Genomic DNA, 18,593 nt, shown 5'->3' on the forward strand with positions numbered 1-18,593 from the left:
ACGGGGAGCGCAGTGGGAACGTCATTTGATGAAGAACAAGGCGCAAGCGTCGATGAGTTGGACGGTGCCGGCCGCCGCGCGTTGAAGAAGACACCGCGCATCGCCACGCCTTTTGCGGGCAGCGCCGCTGTGATGCAGGCGCTCGAAGCCGATCTGCGCAGCCACGTGCGTGGCGAAGTGCGCTTCGACCAAGGCTCGAAAGCGCTGTATGCGGCGGACGCGTCGAACTATCGACAAGTGCCGCTCGCCGTCGTCGTGCCGGCGGATGTCGACGATCTGTTGGCCACGCTCGCCGCCTGCCGCCGCAACGACGTGCCGTTTCTGGCGCGTGGCGGCGGCACGTCGCAGAACGGGCAGTGCGTCAACGTCGCGGTAGTCGCCGACGCGAGCAAGTATGTGAACCGTGTCGTGTCGGTCGATCCGGTCGAGCGTGTTGCGATCGTCGAACCTGGTGTGGTCTGCGATACCTTGCGCGATGCGGCGGAGCGGCATGGCCTCACTTTCGCACCCGACCCGGCGACGCATAGCCGCTGCACGCTCGGCGGCATGATCGCCAACAACTCGTGCGGCGCGCATTCGGTGATGGCCGGCAAGACGGTCGAAAACGTCGAAGCGCTGGAAATCGCGACTTTCGACGGCGCGCGTTTCTGGGTCGGTCCGACATCCGATCAGGAACTCGAACGCATCATCGCGGCAGGTGGCCGTCAGGGTGAGATCTACGCCGCGCTGAAGCAACTGCGCGACGCCTACGCCGAGCAGATTCGCGCGAAATTCCCGCAGATCAAGCGGCGTGTGTCGGGCTTCAATCTCGATCAACTGCTGCCGGAAAACGGCTTTAACGTCGCACGTGCATTGGTCGGCACCGAAGGGACCTGCGCGCTCACCTTGCAGGCGAAAGTGCGTCTCGTGAAGAGCCCGGCCGAGCGCGTGATCGTCGTGGTCGGCTTCACGGATATCTACGCGGCCGCAGATGCCGTGCCGCATTTCATGCGCTGCGGGCCGATCGCTATCGAAGGACTCGACCGCGCGATCATTCGCGGCTTGCAGGCGCGCGGTTTGAAAAAGGACGAGATCGCGTTGCTGCCCGAAGGCGATGCGTGGGTCGTGCTCGAATTCGGCGCGGACACGCAAGACGATGTGATGCGCGAAGCGCAAGCCGCCGTCGCTTACTTTGCCTCGGGCGAAGCAGGGCCGAATGTGTCGGCGATGCTCGTCGAAGATCGCGCGTTGCAGGCGAAGGTGTGGTCGATTCGTGAGACCGGCGCGTCGGCGGTGGCGTTATCGGTCGATTCCGGCACGCCGGACCCGGTGGTCGGCTGGGAAGATGCGGCGGTCGATCCGTTGCGTCTCGGCGACTATCTGCGCGCGTTCCAGGCGCTGGTGGATCGCTACGGTTACGAGACGAGTCTCTACGGCCATTTCGGCGATGGCTGCGTGCACGCGCGCATTACCTTCGATCTGCGCAGCGCGGAAGGTGTCGCGACGTGGCGCAAGTTTCTGCGCGAAGCGGCCGAACTGGTGGTCGAATTCGGCGGCTCGCTGTCGGGCGAACACGGCGACGGCCAGGCGAAGGCCGAGTTTCTGCCGATCATGTACGGCCCTGAACTGATGCAGGCGATGGAGCAGTTCAAGGCGATCTGGGATCCGGCCAATCGTCTGAATCCGGGCAAGGTCGTGCACGCATATCGCGTCGACGAGAACCTGCGCATGGGGCCCGCTTACAAGCCGGTCACGCTGCAAACCCGACTGACGTTCGCGAGCCAGGAAGGCGATGGCTTTCAGCGCGAGATCGAGCGATGCATCGGCATGGGCAAATGCCGCTCGCTCGAAGGCGGCACGATGTGCCCGAGTTATCGCGCGACGCGTGAAGAAAAATATTCGACGCGTGGCCGCGCGCATCTGTTCTGGGAAATGCTGCAAGGCGATGTGATCGCGGACGGCTGGCAAAGCCGCGAAGTGAAGGAAGCGCTCGATACGTGCCTCGCGTGCAAGGGCTGCAAATCCGATTGCCCGACGCATACGGACATGGCTTCGTACAAGGCGGAATTTCTTTCGCATTACTACGAGACGAATCGCAGGCCACGGCAGGCGCTGTTCATGGGACGGATCGGCGAATGGGCGCCGTGGGCGGCGCGTTTGCCACGTCTGACGAACTTCATGACGTCGGCGCCGGGTTTGTCTTCGTTCGGTAAGTGGCTGGCCGGCGCCGCGCAAACGCGTGAATTGCCTCGATTCGCGGATGCCACGTACAGGCAGATCGCGCAGCGTTCGCCGCAAACGGCGCGTGATGCTCGCGGCGAGGTGAAGAAAGTCATCCTATGGGTGGATACGTTCAACGATCATTTCACGCCCGAGATCGCGCAGGCCGCTGCCGATGTTTTAAAGCAACTGGGCTGGCACGTCATGTTGCCGAAGAACCGTTTGTGCTGCGGGCGTCCGCTGTATGACTTTGGCCTGCTCGAACGCGCGCGCGAACTGCTCACGCACATTCTCGACGACCTCGCGGACGATATCGCCGCCGGCGTGCCGCTCGTCGGTCTCGAACCCGGTTGTTTGTCGGTGTTTAAGGACGAATTGCTGAAGCAACTGCCCGGCCATCCGCTAGCGAAGAAACTGTCGGCGCAGACTTTCCTGTTCTCCGATTTCGTCGCGCGTCAGCCGTTCGATTGGCCGACGCTTGACGCGGACGTTATCGTGCACGGACATTGTCATCAGAAGGCGCTGTTCGGCATGCAGGGCGATACCGCGTTGCTGAACAAGCTCGGCGTGAAATGGAAGCTGCTCGATACGGGATGCTGCGGCATGGCCGGATCGTTTGGTTTTAACGCGGAGCATCACGCGCTGTCCACGAAGATCGGCGAAGACAAGTTGTTTCCCGCGGTGCGTGCGGCGGACGCGGAGACGATCGTGCTGACCAACGGGTTCAGTTGCCGCGAGCAGATCGAGCAGGGCACGGGGCGTCACGCAATGCATATTGCGCAACTCGTGCAGCGGGCGTTGGCGGCGCGCTAAAGCGCATTCATGCGCACGGAGGTGCTTGCGTTACTTCTTCGTCGATTCAATGGCGACCGGCGCTTGCGGAATGTCGGCGCTGGTCGCCATCCACAACACTTCGGCGTCTTCTTCGCTCGTGGAGACCGCCGCGTGACCGGTGCGGCTGTCGAAGTAGAGGCTGTCGCCGGCGTTCAGATGCGTCGGCGCATACAACTCCGAATAGAGGCACACGCTGCCGCTGATCACATACAGAAATTCCTCGCCTTCGTGACGACCCCAGTCGTCGAATGCGTCGAGTGTGTGCGCGGAGATGCGGATGCGAAACGGCAGCATCGCTTTGTGCGCGAGGTCGGTGGCGAGCAGTTCCATCTGGTAGCCGCGATACGCGTGGCGTTGGCCTTCGTTTTTGCGGGTCAGCGCGCGACGCCCGCTGGCGCTGACTTTCGGTGTCGAGCCGAACAGCTCGCCGATTTCGATCTTCAATCCGAGGACGATTTTCTGCAGGACGTCGAAAGTGGGGGACATCAGGCCGTTTTCGATTTTGGAGAGCGTCGAACGGGACACGCCGCACAGGCGGCTGGCGGTTTCCAGCGTCAGATCCTGCGCCTGGCGGGCGGCGCGGACACGGCGGCCGAGGTCGGTGGTGGACGGATCGGCGGGTTTGGCGAGATGGGTGTCCATGGGGCTTGATGCTTCGAATGCGCGCTTTAGGGGGACGGTGTTGTTTCCGATAATAACATTTGGGGCGAGCCGCAAGTTTCGCAGGGAGGGTTGGGTGTTGGCGGTGGGGCCATCGGTGGCGCTTTGAGCGGTCGCGCTTGGCTTACGCGGCGGAAAGGATCAGCGCGATCGAACCGTGTGGGATTTGCGCGTGTTTTTCTCATTGGAAACTTTAGTCTTTGCGTACGGCCGGCAGCGGCGGTGCTGTGGCTGGACCAACTATTAACTTAGGTTGCAAGTCTCGTTTTATATAGCGGGCTTGATAATCGCGTCGGCTTTGGACGGAAGGCATTAGTTAAGATATTGCGCTACACGCTATGCTGTCATGGCATCCGCTAGCCTTGATAACGTCATTCCCCGGTCGGCGAAGCAATCTCGGTCAACCGATTAAGGAAAGATTAAGAAAAACAGATGCTTGCCAAATATCAATAGACCGCATTGATTTAATCACAAAGCTTGTTATGCGAATGGCATATCAATAAATTATGTTAAATCGCCTTGATGGTGAATTTTTCTTTGTCGCATGCATTACGATGCTGGAATTAAAAGCAGCATCGACAAGATAAACGATCCATGTCTCAGAATCGTAAAAAACGACCAACGGGGAATCAGGCGCGCAGAAAGCCGCTTGGCAAAGCCAAGCTCTTGCCGCATAGCGCGACATACGTGCGAGAACAGTCGTTGCGCTGGCATCTCGCCTTGGCCGCATTTCAGGCGGGCAAGGGCAACGGCGAATTGCTGGCGAAACTGGTGAAGGCGCTTTACCTGGCCTGGTATCTTCAGCAGGCCGGATTCGGTGCGCTGGAGCGTGATTTATATATCGATGCCGAACGTATTCTGGATGCAGCCGCCCGTAGCGCGAGTGAAGACATCTGGCTGATCGCGGCAGCGGACTGCGCGCCGATCACCAGGCTTCTCGATTTGCACGAACAGCAACTGCAAACTGCGCCCGTGTTCGCCGTGGACGAAGCTGAGTCACGCGTCGTGCATTTTGGACGAAGCGACAAGCGATCGCCGTGGTGAGCGGATTTGAAGTGCGGCTGATTTAGCTTCGATCCCGGTCAGGCGTGACCCGAGCGTTCGCTGAATCGCCGCGTTGCAACGTGCAGCGCCGCGCTCGGACTATCGAGTGGCCGTCTTCCCTTCTGGACGAGATCGGCGGCGGGCGCCATCCACGGATGAGCGAACGCGACAACGGTCGCACCCGCCTCATACGCCTCATCCGCAGACAATGCGGTCGCTGCCAGGCATGCTTGAACGTCGCCCGCTCTGAACAGCGCCCAAACGTGGCCAACGTGAACGACCTCCACCGATGCCGCGCTTTTGCTTGCGTGCTCCGCGAAGAGCTTCCTGGTCGATTCGATTGCCGATTCAGCGGCACACAACACGACGATTTTCCCGCCCGCTTCTGCTGCCGCCGCAGCCAAAGCGACGTCCGCTCGGACGATAGGCACACGGGGACTCCTGATATCGGCCACGGCCGGCCCGAGCGTGGCGCAAGTCAGAATGACTGCATCGGAATCGGCTGCCAGCGCGAGAAGGCGCTGGTTTGTCTGGGCTCGCAACTCGTCGGAGAACGTCCCCGCTTGATCGACAGCCTCGCGAAGATCCGCCCTCACTTCATGCTGAAGATCTTCCGCCCGCAGCCCAAGCGTTTTGGCTGCCTGGTCAAACACTTGCCGGTTTCCATCCATCGTGTGCAGAAACGAAATGCGCATGGCCGTATGCCTCGGTATCAGGTGTGTCACGTCGACGCCGCTTCGTGGCTTTCGCGCCGACGGGCGGCCCAATCGGTTCGCCTGCATTGTTGCAACGTCGTTGCGGGCTAACAAGGCAAGCTCTTCTACCGGTATCGCCGCTACCTCTCTTACGCGAGCGATCCGCGACGATATAGCCGCCTTATGGGCCGTTGTTCCGTGCATTCGGGAAGTCCGTTGAGCCCTAATATCATCGGTTCGCATCCTGCTAGCTGTCATTTAGCTTGTATCCCGAACGTCGCCGGACGTCCGCAGACGTAGTAACGTATTGAAAATTTAACCTTTCGCCCCGCTACATTGATTCTTGAGGCGCATATGTCCACGGACACAGACACCATCACCGATGAGCAGATCGCTGCAATCGCCGACCGCATGGTCGAAGAAGGCAGAAGAGTGTCGCCAGTGACAATCTGGAAAGAGGTACGCGGCGGTTCACTAGTGGCGATAGTCGCGGCCTTGCAACGCTGGCGCGAAGCGCGGCAGGCAGAAACGCCGCAAGTGCAGGCCCAGCCCGGATTGCCGGAGGGCCTCGCCGAAACGGTGATCAGCGCCGCGGATCGGATCTGGGCGGCGTCTCAACACGATGCGGAGAAGGCGTTCAACCAACGTCTCGCCACGGTGAACCAGGATCTCGAAGCGGCCCTCGCGGAACGGGACGAGGCGCTCGCCGAATATCAAAAGACGATTGATGAGATCGAAACGGGGCGCAATCGACTCAGCGCGCTGACGGAGGCGCTGAGCGCGTCGGAAAGTGCCGCTCAGCGCCTCGAAGCGGAACTCGCGACCGCCAACGGCCGCGCTGAAGCGGCTGAGACCCATGTGGGCGAACTGGTTCAGCAAGCGTCCGCGCAAGATGCCAAGCTGAAGACGGTGAATGCATCGCTCGACGAGGAACGGCTCACGAGCGAAGGGTTGGCCGCCTCTCTCGCGGACAAAAGCGATGAAGTCGCTCAGATCACACGGGAACGTGATCAGGCGCGGCACGAGATCGCAACGTTGAGCGACGTCTGTCAGGCGAAAACAGAAGAAGTGACGCGATGGTCACATGAGGCGAGCGCGGCCACGTCGCGTGCTGAAGCGGCGGAGGCGCGCATTGAGGAATTCGTGCGGCGTGCGTCGGTGGACCAGGCCAAGATGGAGGAGACAAACGCGTTGCTTCAACAGGAACGCAAGGCGCATGAGGAGTCGGCCGCGCTTGTCTCGAGCAAGAATGATGAAGTAACGCGAGTCACGCAGGAACGTGATCAGACGCAGCAGGAAATCGCCACTTTGCGCGACGCCTTTCAGGTGAAGTCGCAAGAAGCGGCCCAGCTGTCGCAAGAGGCGAGCGCGGCTTCGTCACGTGCGCAAGCCGCAGAGGCGCGCGTGCTAGAACTCGCGCAACGTGTGTCGTTGCAAGATGCTAGCCTGGAAGATGCAAAGGCATCGATTGAAGAAGCACGCCAGGCACGTGAGGAATTGGCTTCGATTGTCTCCGTCACGAACGATGAAATGACGCGAGTCGCTCAAGAGCGTGATTTTGCGCAGCAGGAAATCTCAACCTTGCGCGAAGCCTATGAGGCCAAGTCGCAGGAGGCAAGCGCGGTCTCGTCGCAAGCGCAGGAAGCACAGGCGCGAGTGGACGAACTCACGCAGCGCTTGTCTTTGCAAGATGACAGCCTGAACAAGACGACGGCGCTGCTTGCATTGGAACTCAGGGCACGCGAGGAATTGGCTTCGCTTGTCTCCAGCAAGGACAATGAGTTAACGCGAGTCACTCAGGAGCACGATCAGGCGCTGCAGCAAGTCACAACGTTGGACGCCGCTTATCAGGCGAACTCGCAAGAAGTGGCACGATGGTCGCAGGAAGCGAGCGCGGCGACATCGCGCGCGCAGGCGGCAGAGGCACGTATAGAAGAACTCGAGCAGCGTGCGGCGTTGGCTCACGACAAGCTGACAGCGACGAACGCATCGCTTTCAGAGGAACGCAAAGCACGTGAAGAGTTGACCGCGGTTATCTCGGCCAGGAACGACGATGTAACGCGAGTGACTGGGGAGCACGATCAGACGCGGCAGCAGTTCGCCACTTTGCGCGACGCCCATCAGGCGAAGACTGGAGAAGCGACGCGACTGTCCGAGGAATTAAGCGCGGCTACGTCGCGTGCGCAAGCAGCCGAGGCACGTGTAGTAGAGCTCGCGCAGCACGCAGCGTTGCAAGCTGACGATCAGCAAGCCACGACGGCTTTGCTCGACGAAGAACGCAAGGCACGAGCTGCGTTGGCCGCAGAGATATCAAGCAAGAACGATGAAATAGCGCGAGCCACTGAAGAGCGCGACCGGATCCAGCAGCAGATCGCAAAGTTGAGCAGCGCCATTCAGGCCAGCCAGGAAGAAGCGGCCCGGTTGTCGGCGGAGTTGGAAGCGGCTTCGTCGCAAGCAAAAACTTTCGAGGCGCAGGCAAACGAGAACCATGCGCGGCTCACCGCACTGGAAGCTGAACTGGAGCAAGCCCGCGCTGTGCTGACAGCGGAGCGCGAGGCAGCCGAGGCGCGGGCCGAGGAAACGTCGGCCCAACTCAGCGAGTTCCAGCGCGTCACGCATGAACTGGACGAGGCGCGGGAGCAGATCAGTGCCGTGACAGAGGCGAAGACACTGGTCAGCGCCAACCTCGCTCGGCTATCACAGGATGCGTCCGCTGTGAAGGAACGCGCGGAGGCGGCCGAACAGCATGTCGCGCAGCTGGAGCAGCGCGTCGCGTCGCAAGCCGCCGCTATCGCGCAACACACTCAGCGCGCTCAGCAGTTAGCAGCCCGCGCCGAGGAGAACGACAGCTCGGAGGAAGTCGCGACGTTGCAACGTCAAGTGTCGGCGCAAGCCAAGGCTCATGCAAAGGCCATGAACGAGCTTCGCACCACGGCCGAACAGTGGGTCGTGCACGCAAAGGACCTGAAACAGCGGCTCGGTCTGGCAAGCGAGAAGATCTTGTTCATCGACGCCCGCAGCACCGGCGAAGTGGCACTCGTCCGGCGGCTTTCATCCGAACTGGAGCGGCTTAAGCCGGACCACGAATTGATCTCGAGAGAGATGCAGCAAAAACTGATCGCCGCGACGATGACGCACCAACTTGCGCAGAAGGGCTACCGTTACGATCCGGCGACGGCAGTCATGTCGAAGGTCACGACCTGACGCGTGCCGGCCGCTCGGACGCATGATGAAGAAAGGCGCGCGCCCGCAACGCGCGCCCCATGAGTCCGACGCTTACGGCGCGACCGGCTTGCCCGACGCGTCCTTCACCTTCTGTTTCCACTGCGTGCGGATTTCAGCCGTCACGGATTCGGGCAGCGAGATGTAGTCGAGATCGTCGGCCGCCTTGCCGCCGTTCTTGAATGCCCAATCGAAGAACTTCAGCGTCTCGGCGCCTTGCGGTGCTTTGTCCTGAGTCGTGTGCAACAGCACGAACGTCGCGCCGACCACGGGCCACGCATTCTTGCCCGGCTCGTTCGTCAGGATCTGGTAGAACGACTTCGACCAGTCGGCGCCGGCTGCTGCGGCCTTGAAGGTATCAGTCGCCGGCACGACCACCGTGCCCGCTGCATTTTTCAGCGCGGCATAGGTCATGTGGTTCTGCTTCGCATACGCCCATTCGACGTAGCCGATCGCGCCCGGCAGACGCTGCACGAAAGCGGCAACGCCGTCGTTACCCTTGCCGCCCGTGCCCGTCGGCCAGTTCACCGTCGCGCCTTCGCCCACTTTCGATTTCCACTCCGGGCTCACTTTGGACAGATAGTTGGTCCAGATGAAACTCGTGCCCGACCCATCGGCACGGCGGACCACGGCGATGTCGGTATCCGGCAGCTTGATTTTCGGATTCAGCGCGACGATCGCCGGATCGTTCCACTTCTTGATCTTGCCCAGATAGATGCTGCCGAGCACTTCGCCCGACAGCACCAGTTCGCCAGGCTTCACACCCGGCACGTTGATTGCCGGGACCACGCCGCCGACCACCGTCGGGAACTGGAACAGGCCGTCCTTGGCCAGTTCGTCGTCTTTGAGCGGGGCGTCCGAGCCGGCAAAATCCACGGTCTTCGCAATGATCTGCTTGATGCCGCCCGACGAGCCGATGCCCTGATAGTTGACCTTGCCGCCGCCGGTCTTTTGATAGGCGTCAGCCCATTTCGTATAGATCGGCGCGGCGAAGGTGCTGCCCGCGCCGGTGATGTCGGCGGCGTGCGCGGTGCTGGCACACAGCGCACACACAACCAGCGTAAGTTGCTTGAGATTCATGGTGAGACTCCTCATGGCGACGCGGTCGCCGTCGATGGGCTGCAACTTAAGGGTGAAATATGACGTTCTTGTGACTACTCAAGTTAAATGATCCGCTTGCCTAAGCTTAAGCATTCGCTAAGTCGACGTCGTGAAAACTAGCGGGTTAACCTTCTTTTGATCGGCCGCGATATGCTCAGGCCTTTGATTCCGGTTCAATCTGTGCGGCGCCTGAAGTTGGAATTGCGTGGCGATCGCCACGTTCTGATTTCCGCCGGCAAATTGCTGGATAGGCCAATCCCGCACGGGAAGCAAACGCTGAATGAATGACCTATGAGATCTGATCTGCTACTGCAAACCTACGGCGCGGACTCGTCCGGCATGGTCTGCGGCTTTCTGTTTTCTTCGACTCGCGCCGGACGCTCCGTCGACGCCGACGAAGTCGCCGAATGGCTCCAGGCCCACGACGCGAACGGCCCAGCGAAGGAAGGCAGCGAGTTTCTCTGGCTCCACTTCAATCTGGCGCACAGCGCCAGCGAGCGCTGGATGAGAGCCCAGCTCGACTTGCCCGAGACTTTCTTCGACGCGTTGCGCGAAGGCTCGCACTCCACACGTATCGAGCATGCGGACGGCGCGCTACGCGCAGTCGTGAACGACGTCATGTTCAATCTGGAGTTCATTCCCTCCGAGATTGCGACGCTGTGGATTTACGCGAATCAACGGATCATCGTGACCGCGCGTCTCAAGCCGCTGCGTTCGGTCGACCGATTGCGCGCATCCGTTCGGGAAGGCGAGGTATTCCGGTCTCCAGCGGAATTGCTGGTTCACCTGATGCGTGATCAGGCGGACCTGTTGGTGCAGATCGTCCGGCGAACCAGCGCCGACGTCGATCGGATCGAGGACCGGTTCCTGTCGCAGCGGCCGACGCAGAACCGGATCGATCTGGGCGCCATGCGTCGTATGCTGACGCGCTTGCAGCGCATGCTCGCGCCTGAGCCCGGCGCGATCTTCCGTCTGCTCGCAAGGCCGCCGCGCTGGCTGCATTCGGAGGACGTGCAGGACCTGCGCGAGTCGACGGAAGAGTTCTCCGTGGTGCTCTCGGATGTGGCCGGGTTGATCGAACGGGTCAGGCTGTTGCAGGAGGAGATCATTTCCCGCCTCGAAGAGCAGAACAACCGCACGCTGTTCACGCTCACACTGGTGACGGTTCTGGCGATGCCGATCAATATCGTCGCGGGTTTTTTCGGCATGAATGTGGGCGGTATTCCGCTCGCTGAAAACCGGCATGGCTTCTGGGTGATGGTGTTGCTCGTCGCCGGTTTTACGGGCCTCGCGGGATGGTGGGCATTTCGTCGGCGCAGGGAACGGTAGTGGCGAGGTGTTGCGTCCGACCTCAGCAATAACGGCTGCGCATGCGATACCGTCAGCGCATGCCGGCGTCGGGACACTCGCCGGCAAACGCGTCGCTGAACGCGCGTAACAGTGCGTCGGCACGTTGCATGTGGTCGCCTTTGCGATGCCTCAAATGTGCTATCGCATCTTCTACAACGCCGCGCCCACCAAGCTGAGTTGTATGCTCAAGGAGCAGCGCTTCACTGGAAACGATGTCGTTGAGTTTTCCCAACTCGTCCTGCAATTGCGTGAGCTCTACGACGCCGATCTCGTTCCCGCTTTCGAGTAGAGGCGCGAAAAACTCCAGCAGATAGCGCATCTTTTTCCCTGCGATTCGGACTGCGTGGACCTCTGCGTATACGGCGTCGGGATTCCTAAGCACACGCTCCATCCGTTTTCGCAGCGCGCGCTTCGCCTTCGCAACACGGTTCGCGGCGAATACCGCAAGCGGTTCGTCAAACGAGCAGGCGTCGAGTTGCAGCATCACGCCCGCTATTCGTTGCGCGAGCATGGCTTCGACGTTTGCCGCGGCGATCGTTGCGCGACTGCGCAAAAGCGCTTCGCCGCGCAAGAGATCGACTCTTTCGATGAGCACCGCAAAAGAGTGCGGCGTCGGCGCGTCTTCCGCCAGTAAGTGTTTCAGGATATCCCAGTCACGCGTCTGCCCGGCGGAATCGGCGAGCGCCTTGAATTCGCGCCGCTGCCATCTTGCCTGCGATCTGTCGATAAGCGGATCGTAGGCCCACCACAGCGAACGCAGTCGACGCAGCGCAACACGTAGTTTGTGCAGACTTTCCGGGTCGGCACTGACGCACAGGGTGCCGATGCGTTGCGCCACTTGCGCGACCATTGGCGCGGCCAGCGTCGAGAACGCCACGGCCGGCGACATGTCCGGCGAAGCCGTGCCGGCGCGTTTGCCGGGATTATCCGGGGTCCGCTCTTGTGCAGATGCAGATGCGGTATCACGCGTATGAGGTGTGGAGTTCATCGGCTCGAGTTGCGTGAGTTCCCAAAGCGGACGGAAGTGAGGTGAACGTAAGGTACTGCGTGCCACGTCACTTAGCAAACTGCGATACCCATACTACAACGTAAAAATTTCGAGGGCCATGCCGGCACTGTGCTCGAAGCGAGTTCCACGCGACTATCCAACGAACTTTCGCTTGAACGGAGAGGTTGGGCTGTTCAACATGGCGAATCGGAATGACGAGTCATTTCCATGCCGTGGTGATAGAGCGATTCAATTTGCCTCCTGACCTTCACCGTCCTGTAATGAGGAGAGTTAGTTTTTCAGCGCCGCGGTTGTCCTATTTTCAGTTGGCACACCGCAGCGCGACGACAAACCGGTGGAAATAGAAAGTTTAAAAGAGCCCGCCAGACAATAGTTTCTTCAGGCCACGCGTCGTTACCCGGCGAGCTTCACTTCATGAGCTTTGACAACAATTCCGAGTGAGGTCTTTCGTGAGCTATACACAAACATTGTTGGCCGGTATGGCCGGCGCTTTGTTGACGGTCGCCGCGCACAGCGCCGACATCACCGGCGCCGGCAGCACCTTTGCCGCGCCGATTTATACGACATGGGCCAACGCCTACCAGCGTGCGGGCGGCGGGACGGTGAGCTATCGCGGTGTCGGGTCGACGGAAGGGTTAAAGCAAATCATGGTCAGCCAGGTGGATTTCGCCGGGTCGGACGCACCGTTGAGCGACGACGAGCTGGCGAAGAATGGCCTGCTCCAGTTTCCAACGGTGATCGGCGGTATCGTGCCGGTCATCAATCTGCCTGGTATCAAGCCCGGCGAACTGATTCTCTCCGGGCGTGTGCTGGGAGATATCTATTTGGGCAAAATCATCAGTTGGAATGCTCCGGCCATTGCCGCCATCAATCCCACGATCAAGCTGCCCGACACGCCTATCGCTGTGGTCCGTCGGCTCGACGGTTCAGGTACGACGCTGATCTGGACGCACTTTCTCGCGCAGGTCAGCCCTGAATGGAAGAGCAAAGTCGGCGAGGGGACTTCAGTGCGCTGGCCGCGCGGAATAGGCGGAAGAGGCAACGAAGGAGTGGCCACCTTCGTGCAGCATCTGCCCGGCGCGATCGGCTACGTTGCGTGGGATTTTACGAAGCAGAATCATATGTCGTACGCGGCCATGGAAAATGCCTCGGGTGCCGTGGTTCAGCCTGGACCGGAAACATTCAAGGCCGCCGCCGCGAGTGCCGACTGGTCCAAATCGCTCTTTCCGATCTTGACCAACGAGTCGGGCGCGAACGCGTGGCCTGTCGTCGGCGCGACCTATATATTGGTTCACAGTACGCAGGCCAAACCGGATCGCGGCGAGGAAACACTGAGGTTCCTCAACTGGGCGCTGACGAACGGCAATCAGGCGGCGGAGGACCTGGACTATATTCCGCTGCCGCCGGCGGTCGCGAGCGAGATTCGCACTCAATTGCACGCGAGGGTGAAGAATCCGTCGGGTAAAACCGTCGCGGGCCAATGACGAGGACTGTCTCTTCGCTCAAGCAACCGCTTGCTGACGAGTCCGCGCCCACTGCGCGAGCGCGGCGCACGCCACCAGCAACGAGCCCGTGACGAAGAACACGGAATGCAGCCCGAGATGGACAGCGATCACGCCGCCGATAATCGGACCGACGACCTGTCCGCTGAATTGCGCCGACTGCAGGTAACCGAGCATCTGACCGGTCTTGTGCTCTTCGACCGCATGCCGGGCCAGTTTGGCAATTGCAGGCAGGAGACCGGCCAGCGTCATGCCCATCAGCGCGCGTAATCCCGCCAGTTGCCACCACGCGTGAACGAACGCTTGCGGAATCATCACCAGACCGGTCAACACCAGGCAAGCGACGATCACGTTCCAGCTGCCGATCCGATCGGCCAAGGCGCCGAGGCGCGCCGCCGTGAGCATGCTGCCGAACGCCGAACAGGCCATCACGATACCCGCCACGCGCGCCAGATGAAGCGACGGCACGCCGAGACTGCCGACATAGACCGTGATGACGGGCTCGATCGACATGTTGGCGAGCAGCACCATCATCGCAGTGACGAGCAACGCGGCGATCACCGGATAGTTGCTGCGATGCGTGCTCGCCGGTGCGTGCTCGGCGGGACGTCGGCTGGAATGAGTGGCCGGGTCGAAATCTTCCTTGACGACGAAAATCGTGAGCAACGCGGCCACCGCGATCATGGCGCCGCCGGCGAAGAACGTGCCGCGAATGCCGAGCCAGCCCGGCAAGAATCCGCCGACGAGCGGCCCGATCAGATTACCGGCCAGCGCGCCCGTCGACAGCACGCCCAGCGCCCAGCCCGCGCGTTCCTTCGGCGCCTGTGTGCCGACCATCACCGTCGACGCCGACGAGTAGCCGCCTACCAGGCCCGCGAGCAAGCGCAGGGCGACGAGCTGATGCACGTTGTGCGCAATGCCGATCAAGGACATCACCACCGCCATGCCGACGGCCGCGCGCACCAGCATCGGCTTGCGGCCATAACGATCGGCAAGCCGTCCCCATACGGGCGCGGTGATCGCAGTTCCAAAAAACGTGGCGCCGAACGCGATTCCCGACCACTGGATGACGGCGGACTGCGACTGCACACCGAGTTGCTGGACGTAGATGGGCAAGAACGGCAGCAGCATGCTCAGGCTGACGAGCGTGGTGAACGAGCCGAATACGCACACGGCCAGATTGCGGCGCCAGTAACGCTCATGTCGCGCGGAATAATCGAGACCGCGCGTTGCCTGAGCGGACGGCAGGGAAGCTTGTTGAGGGGTGTTCATATCGTCGTCCCGGCAAATGACTGCGAGCGTGACCGGCCCTCTGCTTCGGCAAGTTCGCTCACCAATGTGGCAACCAGCTCCGCCGCAGGCAATGCTCTTGCGAGCGGCGCGCCCTGGCCGGCCCATTGGACGGCAAATTCGGTGCTGCCCTTTGCGCGGGCCGCGGCGTTCAGCGCCTTGGCGGCGTCATATGCAATCGGATAGTCCGGCAGCGGCGGCGCGTCCGGCGAGTCGACGTCGGTAAACAACCGGTTGCTCAGCCCACGTGCCGGGCGGCCGGAGATCGCGGCCGTCACGGCCGTCCGGTACGCGCGTTGGGTGGTCAGTGCGCTCCGGTAGGCGGCATCCGCGCCCGATTCGGGACACAGCACGAACGCGGTGCCCATCTGCACTGCGCGAGCGCCGAGGAGCAGTGCGCCGGCAATGCTTTGACCGTCCATGATGCCGCCCGCGGCGATGACCGGCAGCGTCGACTGTTTTGCGATCAGCCTGACCAGTGCCAGGGTGCCGATCATCGCGTCATCGTCCGGATTGAAAACGCCGCGGTGACCGCCTGCTTCCGCACCTTGTGCGACGATCGCATCGAGTCCGGCTTGCTCGATCTGCATGGCCTCGTGCGGCGTGGTCGCGCAACCGAACAGCAGAATGCCGGCGCGATGCAGTTCATTGATCCATTCGCGCGATGGCAGCCCGAAATGGAAACTGACGATAGCGGGACGCTCTTCGATCAGCACTTGCAGCAGCGCCTCGTCGACTACAAAGCTCGTGTAAATCTCCTTGAGCGCAGCGGGTGTTCTGGCGCCGAACTCGGCGAACAGCGGCTGCAAATGCGCAAGCCAGGTCGCTTCGCGAAGCGGATCGCTGTACGCCGGCCGATGGCAGAACACGTTGACATTGAACGGCTTGCTCGTGAGCGCGCGTGTCGCGACGATCAGTTCACGCGCTTGCTGCGCGGTGCTCGCACCCACGGCGATCGAGCCGAGCGCGCCGGCATTGGAAACCGCGGCGGCCAGTGCGGGCGTCGAGATGCCTGCCATCGGCGCCTGAATGATGGGATGTTGCACGCCAAGTGCTTGCAGAAAGCGGATATCGGAGGTCATGGGGTTCTCACAGTTCGAGTAGTGGATAGAAACGCCTGGAGCGGAGTGGCTAGGCTTGCTTCGAACCGAAGCGAAGCGCCGCGAACAGATCCACCGCCAGAGCAAGCGCCAAAGACGCCGCGCCGATCACGAACAGCGTCGCGTAGTTGCCGCCGTCGTGCGCGAACAGAAACGACAAGCCGTACGCCGCGACGGCCTGCAAGACGGCGAAACTGGTGGTCGCCGCGCTCCAGGCGCCTTTCTGGGCAGCCGGATGATGCGCGAGCAATTCATTGACCCTGCCGAGCACGAGCGCGACGATGCCCGGCACGAACGCGCCGACTACGACGCTCGACACGATCAGTGCCGCAGGTCCGCGCACGACGGCCGGCAGCGCGACCGCGACGATCTGCAGGAGATAGGCCACGCGCAGCGCCGGACCGAACCCGGTACGGTCAGCCAGATGACCACTCAGCAACGGGCCCACAATCGCGCCGAGTCCAAACAGCACCCAATATTGCGCGCCGGCATCGAGGCCCTTGCCGAGGCCGCGTGCCACGAAATCGACCAGAAAGATCATGTGCGGAACGAGCCCCACGGCGTTCAACGCATACTCGGTGTAGAGCGCGCGCATCGATGCAGCCGGATAAGACCGGCCATGCCCTCGGTGATGCGCCGTGTGCTGCACGGCGGATTCGCCTCGTCCGGGCCACCCGTTCCACGCGACGGCCGTCAGCGCGAGGGAGATCGCGGCAAGTCCCAGCCACGTTTGAATCAAGCCCTGACGCAGCAGTATCGGCACGATCGTCCCGGATGCCGCGATGCCAAGACCAATGCCGCTGAAGATCGCACCGCTCGCAAAGCCCTTGCGCGATGGGGTGACGTGCGCGAGGACCGTCGGCGCGGCCAGCACCATCAGCGCGCCGCCCGCCAGGCCGGATGCGAAGCGCCAGCCGAAGAACCAGAGAAACGAAACCGGAAACGCGCAGGCGACGAACGCGGCGGTCACGAGCAGCATCATCGCGCGCAGAACGAACGTGGCGTCGAAACGCCGTGCCAGCCAACCGCCTGCGAGCGCGCCCGCCAGATAGCCGCCGAGATTGGCTGCGCCGAGATAGGCAGCGGTCGACGCCGGAAACCAATGCGCGCTGACGATCGCCGGCAATAACGGGGTATAAGCAAAGCGCGCGAGGCCGATACCGACAAGGCTCGCGCTGGCTCCTGCCAGCGTGCCGCGCCAGACATTGAATGCCGGCGGGATCGGTTCGTTGACGACTGCACGTTGCATCACTGCCTCCACTGTTCGGTTGCGTGCCGACTCGTCTTGCTGGCGGGCTCGACACGATAGGTACGAAGGTCACGGCTCGCAATGCCTCTCATGAGGATTGCAAACTGAATGCGGGATGCCTCGCAATGGGACGAGCGATGCCTGGAGCGCCGGCGCTGTGGCCGCCGTCCGCGTGTGGGATGTTTGCCCGTTGCGAAGATTGCCGATTCGAGTCGAGCGTGGCGTCGGTCGCGTCAGTGAACTGGCCGGGACGGCCGACCGCTTGCGCTAGGTGATCTCGATGGGACTAAGTCTAGATTGAACCGATTGAAGAGAGAATCCACGCGGCACGGTAGACATTCTTCCGCGAAACGATTCAATTTCGCGTGGTAATCCGCTGGGATTGGGTGAAATGCTGGCGCAGGCGCGGCGCAGCGAAGTCGACGAACGCGCGCACCTTGGGCACGGCAAGGCGCCCGTGCGGCGTCAGCAGGTGGACCGGCAGCGGAGCGGGCTCGTTGTCGCTCAGGACGATCTTGAGCGAGCCGTCCTTGACCTGTTCGGCGACGTGATAGGAAAACATGCGAGTGACGCCGTGTCCCGCGACCGCCGAGGCCACGGCCGCCTGAATACTGTTGACGATAAAGCGGGGCGTGAATTGCACGACGCGCGGAATCGTCGAGCCGTTCGGCGGCGGAAAGCTCCACGAATCCAGGCCGAAGTGGGTCATGGAGATGATCTGATGCTGGGCCAGATCGGCAGGTTCGGTGATTGGCGGGTGCTTCGCCAGGTAGCGAGGCGACGCGGCAACGACCCGCCGCACTTCGCCGACGGGGATCGCCACCAGCGTCGAATCGGGCAGATGGGCGATGCGCAACGCCAGATCCATCCCTTCGTCAATCAGGCTCACCGGGCGGTCGAGCATATTCAGGCGCACCGAGACCGCCGGATAGCGGTCGACGAATTCGTCGATGATCGGCTGCAGCATGTCCTGGCCGGCGGCCACCGGTGCGGTGATCGTGAGCAGCCCGCGCGGCGCGGAGCGCTCGCCGGCGATCAGCAGATCGGCCTCTTCGAGATCGGTGAGAATGCGCCGGCAGGCGGCGGCATATCGCTCGCCGGCTTCGCTCAGTTTGATGGTCCGCGTCGTGCGATGCAGCAGGGCCGTGCCGACATGTTCTTCCAGGAACGCAATGGCGCGGCTAACCGCGGCGGGCGAGCGGCCGAGCCGACGGCTCGCGCCGGCCAGGCTCCCTTCGTCGAGCGTGGCGACGAACACCTTCATTGCGTCGATGCGGTCCATGTTGCCTGATCCGGTGTGATTGAAAACGCGATCTGGCAGAGTCTACAGCGACGGAC

The 18,593-nt window shown here is 61.9% G+C and carries 13 protein-coding genes; 5 read left to right on the top strand and 8 right to left on the bottom strand.

Annotated features, from left to right (window positions below; all coding sequences use genetic code 11):
• Nucleotides 1–12: 12 nt before the first annotated feature.
• Entirely contained in the window at nt 13–3,012 is a 3,000-nt protein-coding gene (locus P0D80_RS24290; RefSeq protein ID WP_408287057.1) for an FAD-binding and (Fe-S)-binding domain-containing protein, read from the top strand.
• A gap of 30 nt (nt 3,013–3,042) precedes the next feature.
• Here P0D80_RS24290 and P0D80_RS24295 read toward each other — a convergent pair whose 3' ends face one another.
• Entirely contained in the window at nt 3,043–3,675 is a 633-nt protein-coding gene (locus P0D80_RS24295; RefSeq protein WP_408287059.1) for a helix-turn-helix domain-containing protein, read from the bottom strand.
• A gap of 774 nt (nt 3,676–4,449) precedes the next feature.
• On the opposite strand from P0D80_RS24295, the gene P0D80_RS24300 reads away from it, so the two are divergent.
• Nucleotides 4,450–4,737, top strand: coding sequence for a hypothetical protein (locus P0D80_RS24300; RefSeq protein WP_408178520.1), 288 nt, complete (start codon nt 4,450–4,452; stop codon nt 4,735–4,737).
• A gap of 38 nt (nt 4,738–4,775) precedes the next feature.
• Here P0D80_RS24300 and P0D80_RS24305 read toward each other — a convergent pair whose 3' ends face one another.
• Nucleotides 4,776–5,432 carry an arylsulfatase gene (locus P0D80_RS24305; RefSeq protein ID WP_408287061.1) on the bottom strand — a complete coding sequence of 219 codons (657 nt, stop codon included), beginning with the start codon at nt 5,430–5,432 and terminating at the stop codon, nt 4,776–4,778.
• 354 nt (nt 5,433–5,786) lie between these two features.
• On the opposite strand from P0D80_RS24305, the gene P0D80_RS24310 reads away from it, so the two are divergent.
• Nucleotides 5,787–8,636 (top strand): DNA-binding protein, encoded by a 2,850-nt coding sequence (locus P0D80_RS24310; RefSeq protein ID WP_408287063.1) that lies wholly within the window; start codon nt 5,787–5,789, stop codon nt 8,634–8,636.
• Nucleotides 8,637–8,708: 72 nt separating this feature from the next.
• On the opposite strand, the gene pstS (P0D80_RS24315) is transcribed toward P0D80_RS24310, so the two are convergent.
• Nucleotides 8,709–9,734, bottom strand: coding sequence for a phosphate ABC transporter substrate-binding protein PstS (gene pstS / locus P0D80_RS24315; RefSeq protein WP_408287064.1), 1,026 nt, complete (start codon nt 9,732–9,734; stop codon nt 8,709–8,711).
• A 312-nt stretch (nt 9,735–10,046) separates the two neighbouring features.
• Here pstS (P0D80_RS24315) and P0D80_RS24320 point away from each other — a divergent pair, with 312 nt between their 5' ends.
• Nucleotides 10,047–11,084, top strand: a complete 1,038-nt coding sequence (locus P0D80_RS24320; RefSeq protein ID WP_408287066.1) for a transporter — start codon at nt 10,047–10,049, stop codon at nt 11,082–11,084.
• Nucleotides 11,085–11,136: 52 nt separating this feature from the next.
• Here P0D80_RS24320 and P0D80_RS24325 read toward each other — a convergent pair whose 3' ends face one another.
• The gene (locus tag P0D80_RS24325) at nt 11,137–12,093 is read right to left on the bottom strand and encodes a CHAD domain-containing protein (protein WP_408287068.1); all 957 of its coding nucleotides are present in this window, start codon (nt 12,091–12,093) and stop codon (nt 11,137–11,139) included.
• A 500-nt stretch (nt 12,094–12,593) separates the two neighbouring features.
• Between P0D80_RS24325 and pstS (P0D80_RS24330) the strand changes: the two genes are divergently transcribed.
• Complete coding sequence (gene pstS, locus P0D80_RS24330; RefSeq protein ID WP_408287158.1) at nt 12,594–13,598, top strand: phosphate ABC transporter substrate-binding protein PstS; 1,005 nt, start codon at nt 12,594–12,596, stop codon at nt 13,596–13,598.
• Between the two features lie 18 nt (nt 13,599–13,616).
• On the opposite strand, the gene P0D80_RS24335 is transcribed toward pstS (P0D80_RS24330), so the two are convergent.
• The 4 genes from P0D80_RS24335 to P0D80_RS24350 all read right to left on the bottom strand — a co-directional run bounded on the left by P0D80_RS24335 (nt 13,617) and on the right by P0D80_RS24350 (nt 18,537).
• Complete coding sequence (locus P0D80_RS24335; RefSeq protein WP_408287070.1) at nt 13,617–14,888, bottom strand: MFS transporter; 1,272 nt, start codon at nt 14,886–14,888, stop codon at nt 13,617–13,619.
• Nucleotides 14,885–15,988, bottom strand: a complete 1,104-nt coding sequence (locus P0D80_RS24340; RefSeq protein ID WP_408178527.1) for an NAD(P)H-dependent flavin oxidoreductase — start codon at nt 15,986–15,988, stop codon at nt 14,885–14,887. The genes P0D80_RS24335 and P0D80_RS24340 overlap by 4 nt, the downstream gene beginning before the upstream one ends.
• 49 nt (nt 15,989–16,037) lie before the next feature.
• The gene (locus P0D80_RS24345) at nt 16,038–17,255 is read right to left on the bottom strand and encodes a YbfB/YjiJ family MFS transporter (protein ID WP_408287072.1); all 1,218 of its coding nucleotides are present in this window, start codon (nt 17,253–17,255) and stop codon (nt 16,038–16,040) included.
• Nucleotides 17,256–17,610: 355 nt separating this feature from the next.
• Nucleotides 17,611–18,537 carry a LysR family transcriptional regulator gene (locus P0D80_RS24350; protein WP_132383799.1) on the bottom strand — a complete coding sequence of 309 codons (927 nt, stop codon included), beginning with the start codon at nt 18,535–18,537 and terminating at the stop codon, nt 17,611–17,613.
• Nucleotides 18,538–18,593: the final 56 nt, after the last annotated feature.

The organism is Paraburkholderia sp. RL17-373-BIF-A, assembly GCF_046030175.1.
Classification (GTDB): Bacteria; Pseudomonadota; Gammaproteobacteria; order Burkholderiales; family Burkholderiaceae; genus Paraburkholderia.

Excerpts from the sequence above, each read along its gene's own strand:
- P0D80_RS24340 (WP_408178527.1), bottom strand. The coding sequence starts at position 15,988 with ATGACCTCCGATATCCGCTTTCTGCAAGCACTTGGCGTGCAACATCCC.
- P0D80_RS24350 (WP_132383799.1), bottom strand. The coding sequence starts at position 18,537 with ATGGACCGCATCGACGCAATGAAGGTGTTCGTCGCCACGCTCGACGAA.
- P0D80_RS24320 (WP_408287066.1), top strand. The coding sequence starts at position 10,047 with ATGAGATCTGATCTGCTACTGCAAACCTACGGCGCGGACTCGTCCGGC.
- P0D80_RS24305 (WP_408287061.1), bottom strand. The coding sequence starts at position 5,432 with ATGCGCATTTCGTTTCTGCACACGATGGATGGAAACCGGCAAGTGTTT.
- P0D80_RS24335 (WP_408287070.1), bottom strand. The coding sequence starts at position 14,888 with ATGAACACCCCTCAACAAGCTTCCCTGCCGTCCGCTCAGGCAACGCGC.
- pstS (WP_408287064.1), bottom strand. The coding sequence starts at position 9,734 with ATGAATCTCAAGCAACTTACGCTGGTTGTGTGTGCGCTGTGTGCCAGC.
- P0D80_RS24325 (WP_408287068.1), bottom strand. The coding sequence starts at position 12,093 with ATGAACTCCACACCTCATACGCGTGATACCGCATCTGCATCTGCACAA.
- P0D80_RS24310 (WP_408287063.1), top strand. The coding sequence starts at position 5,787 with ATGTCCACGGACACAGACACCATCACCGATGAGCAGATCGCTGCAATC.
- pstS (WP_408287158.1), top strand. The coding sequence starts at position 12,594 with ATGGCCGGCGCTTTGTTGACGGTCGCCGCGCACAGCGCCGACATCACC.
- P0D80_RS24345 (WP_408287072.1), bottom strand. The coding sequence starts at position 17,255 with ATGCAACGTGCAGTCGTCAACGAACCGATCCCGCCGGCATTCAATGTC.
- P0D80_RS24295 (WP_408287059.1), bottom strand. The coding sequence starts at position 3,675 with ATGGACACCCATCTCGCCAAACCCGCCGATCCGTCCACCACCGACCTC.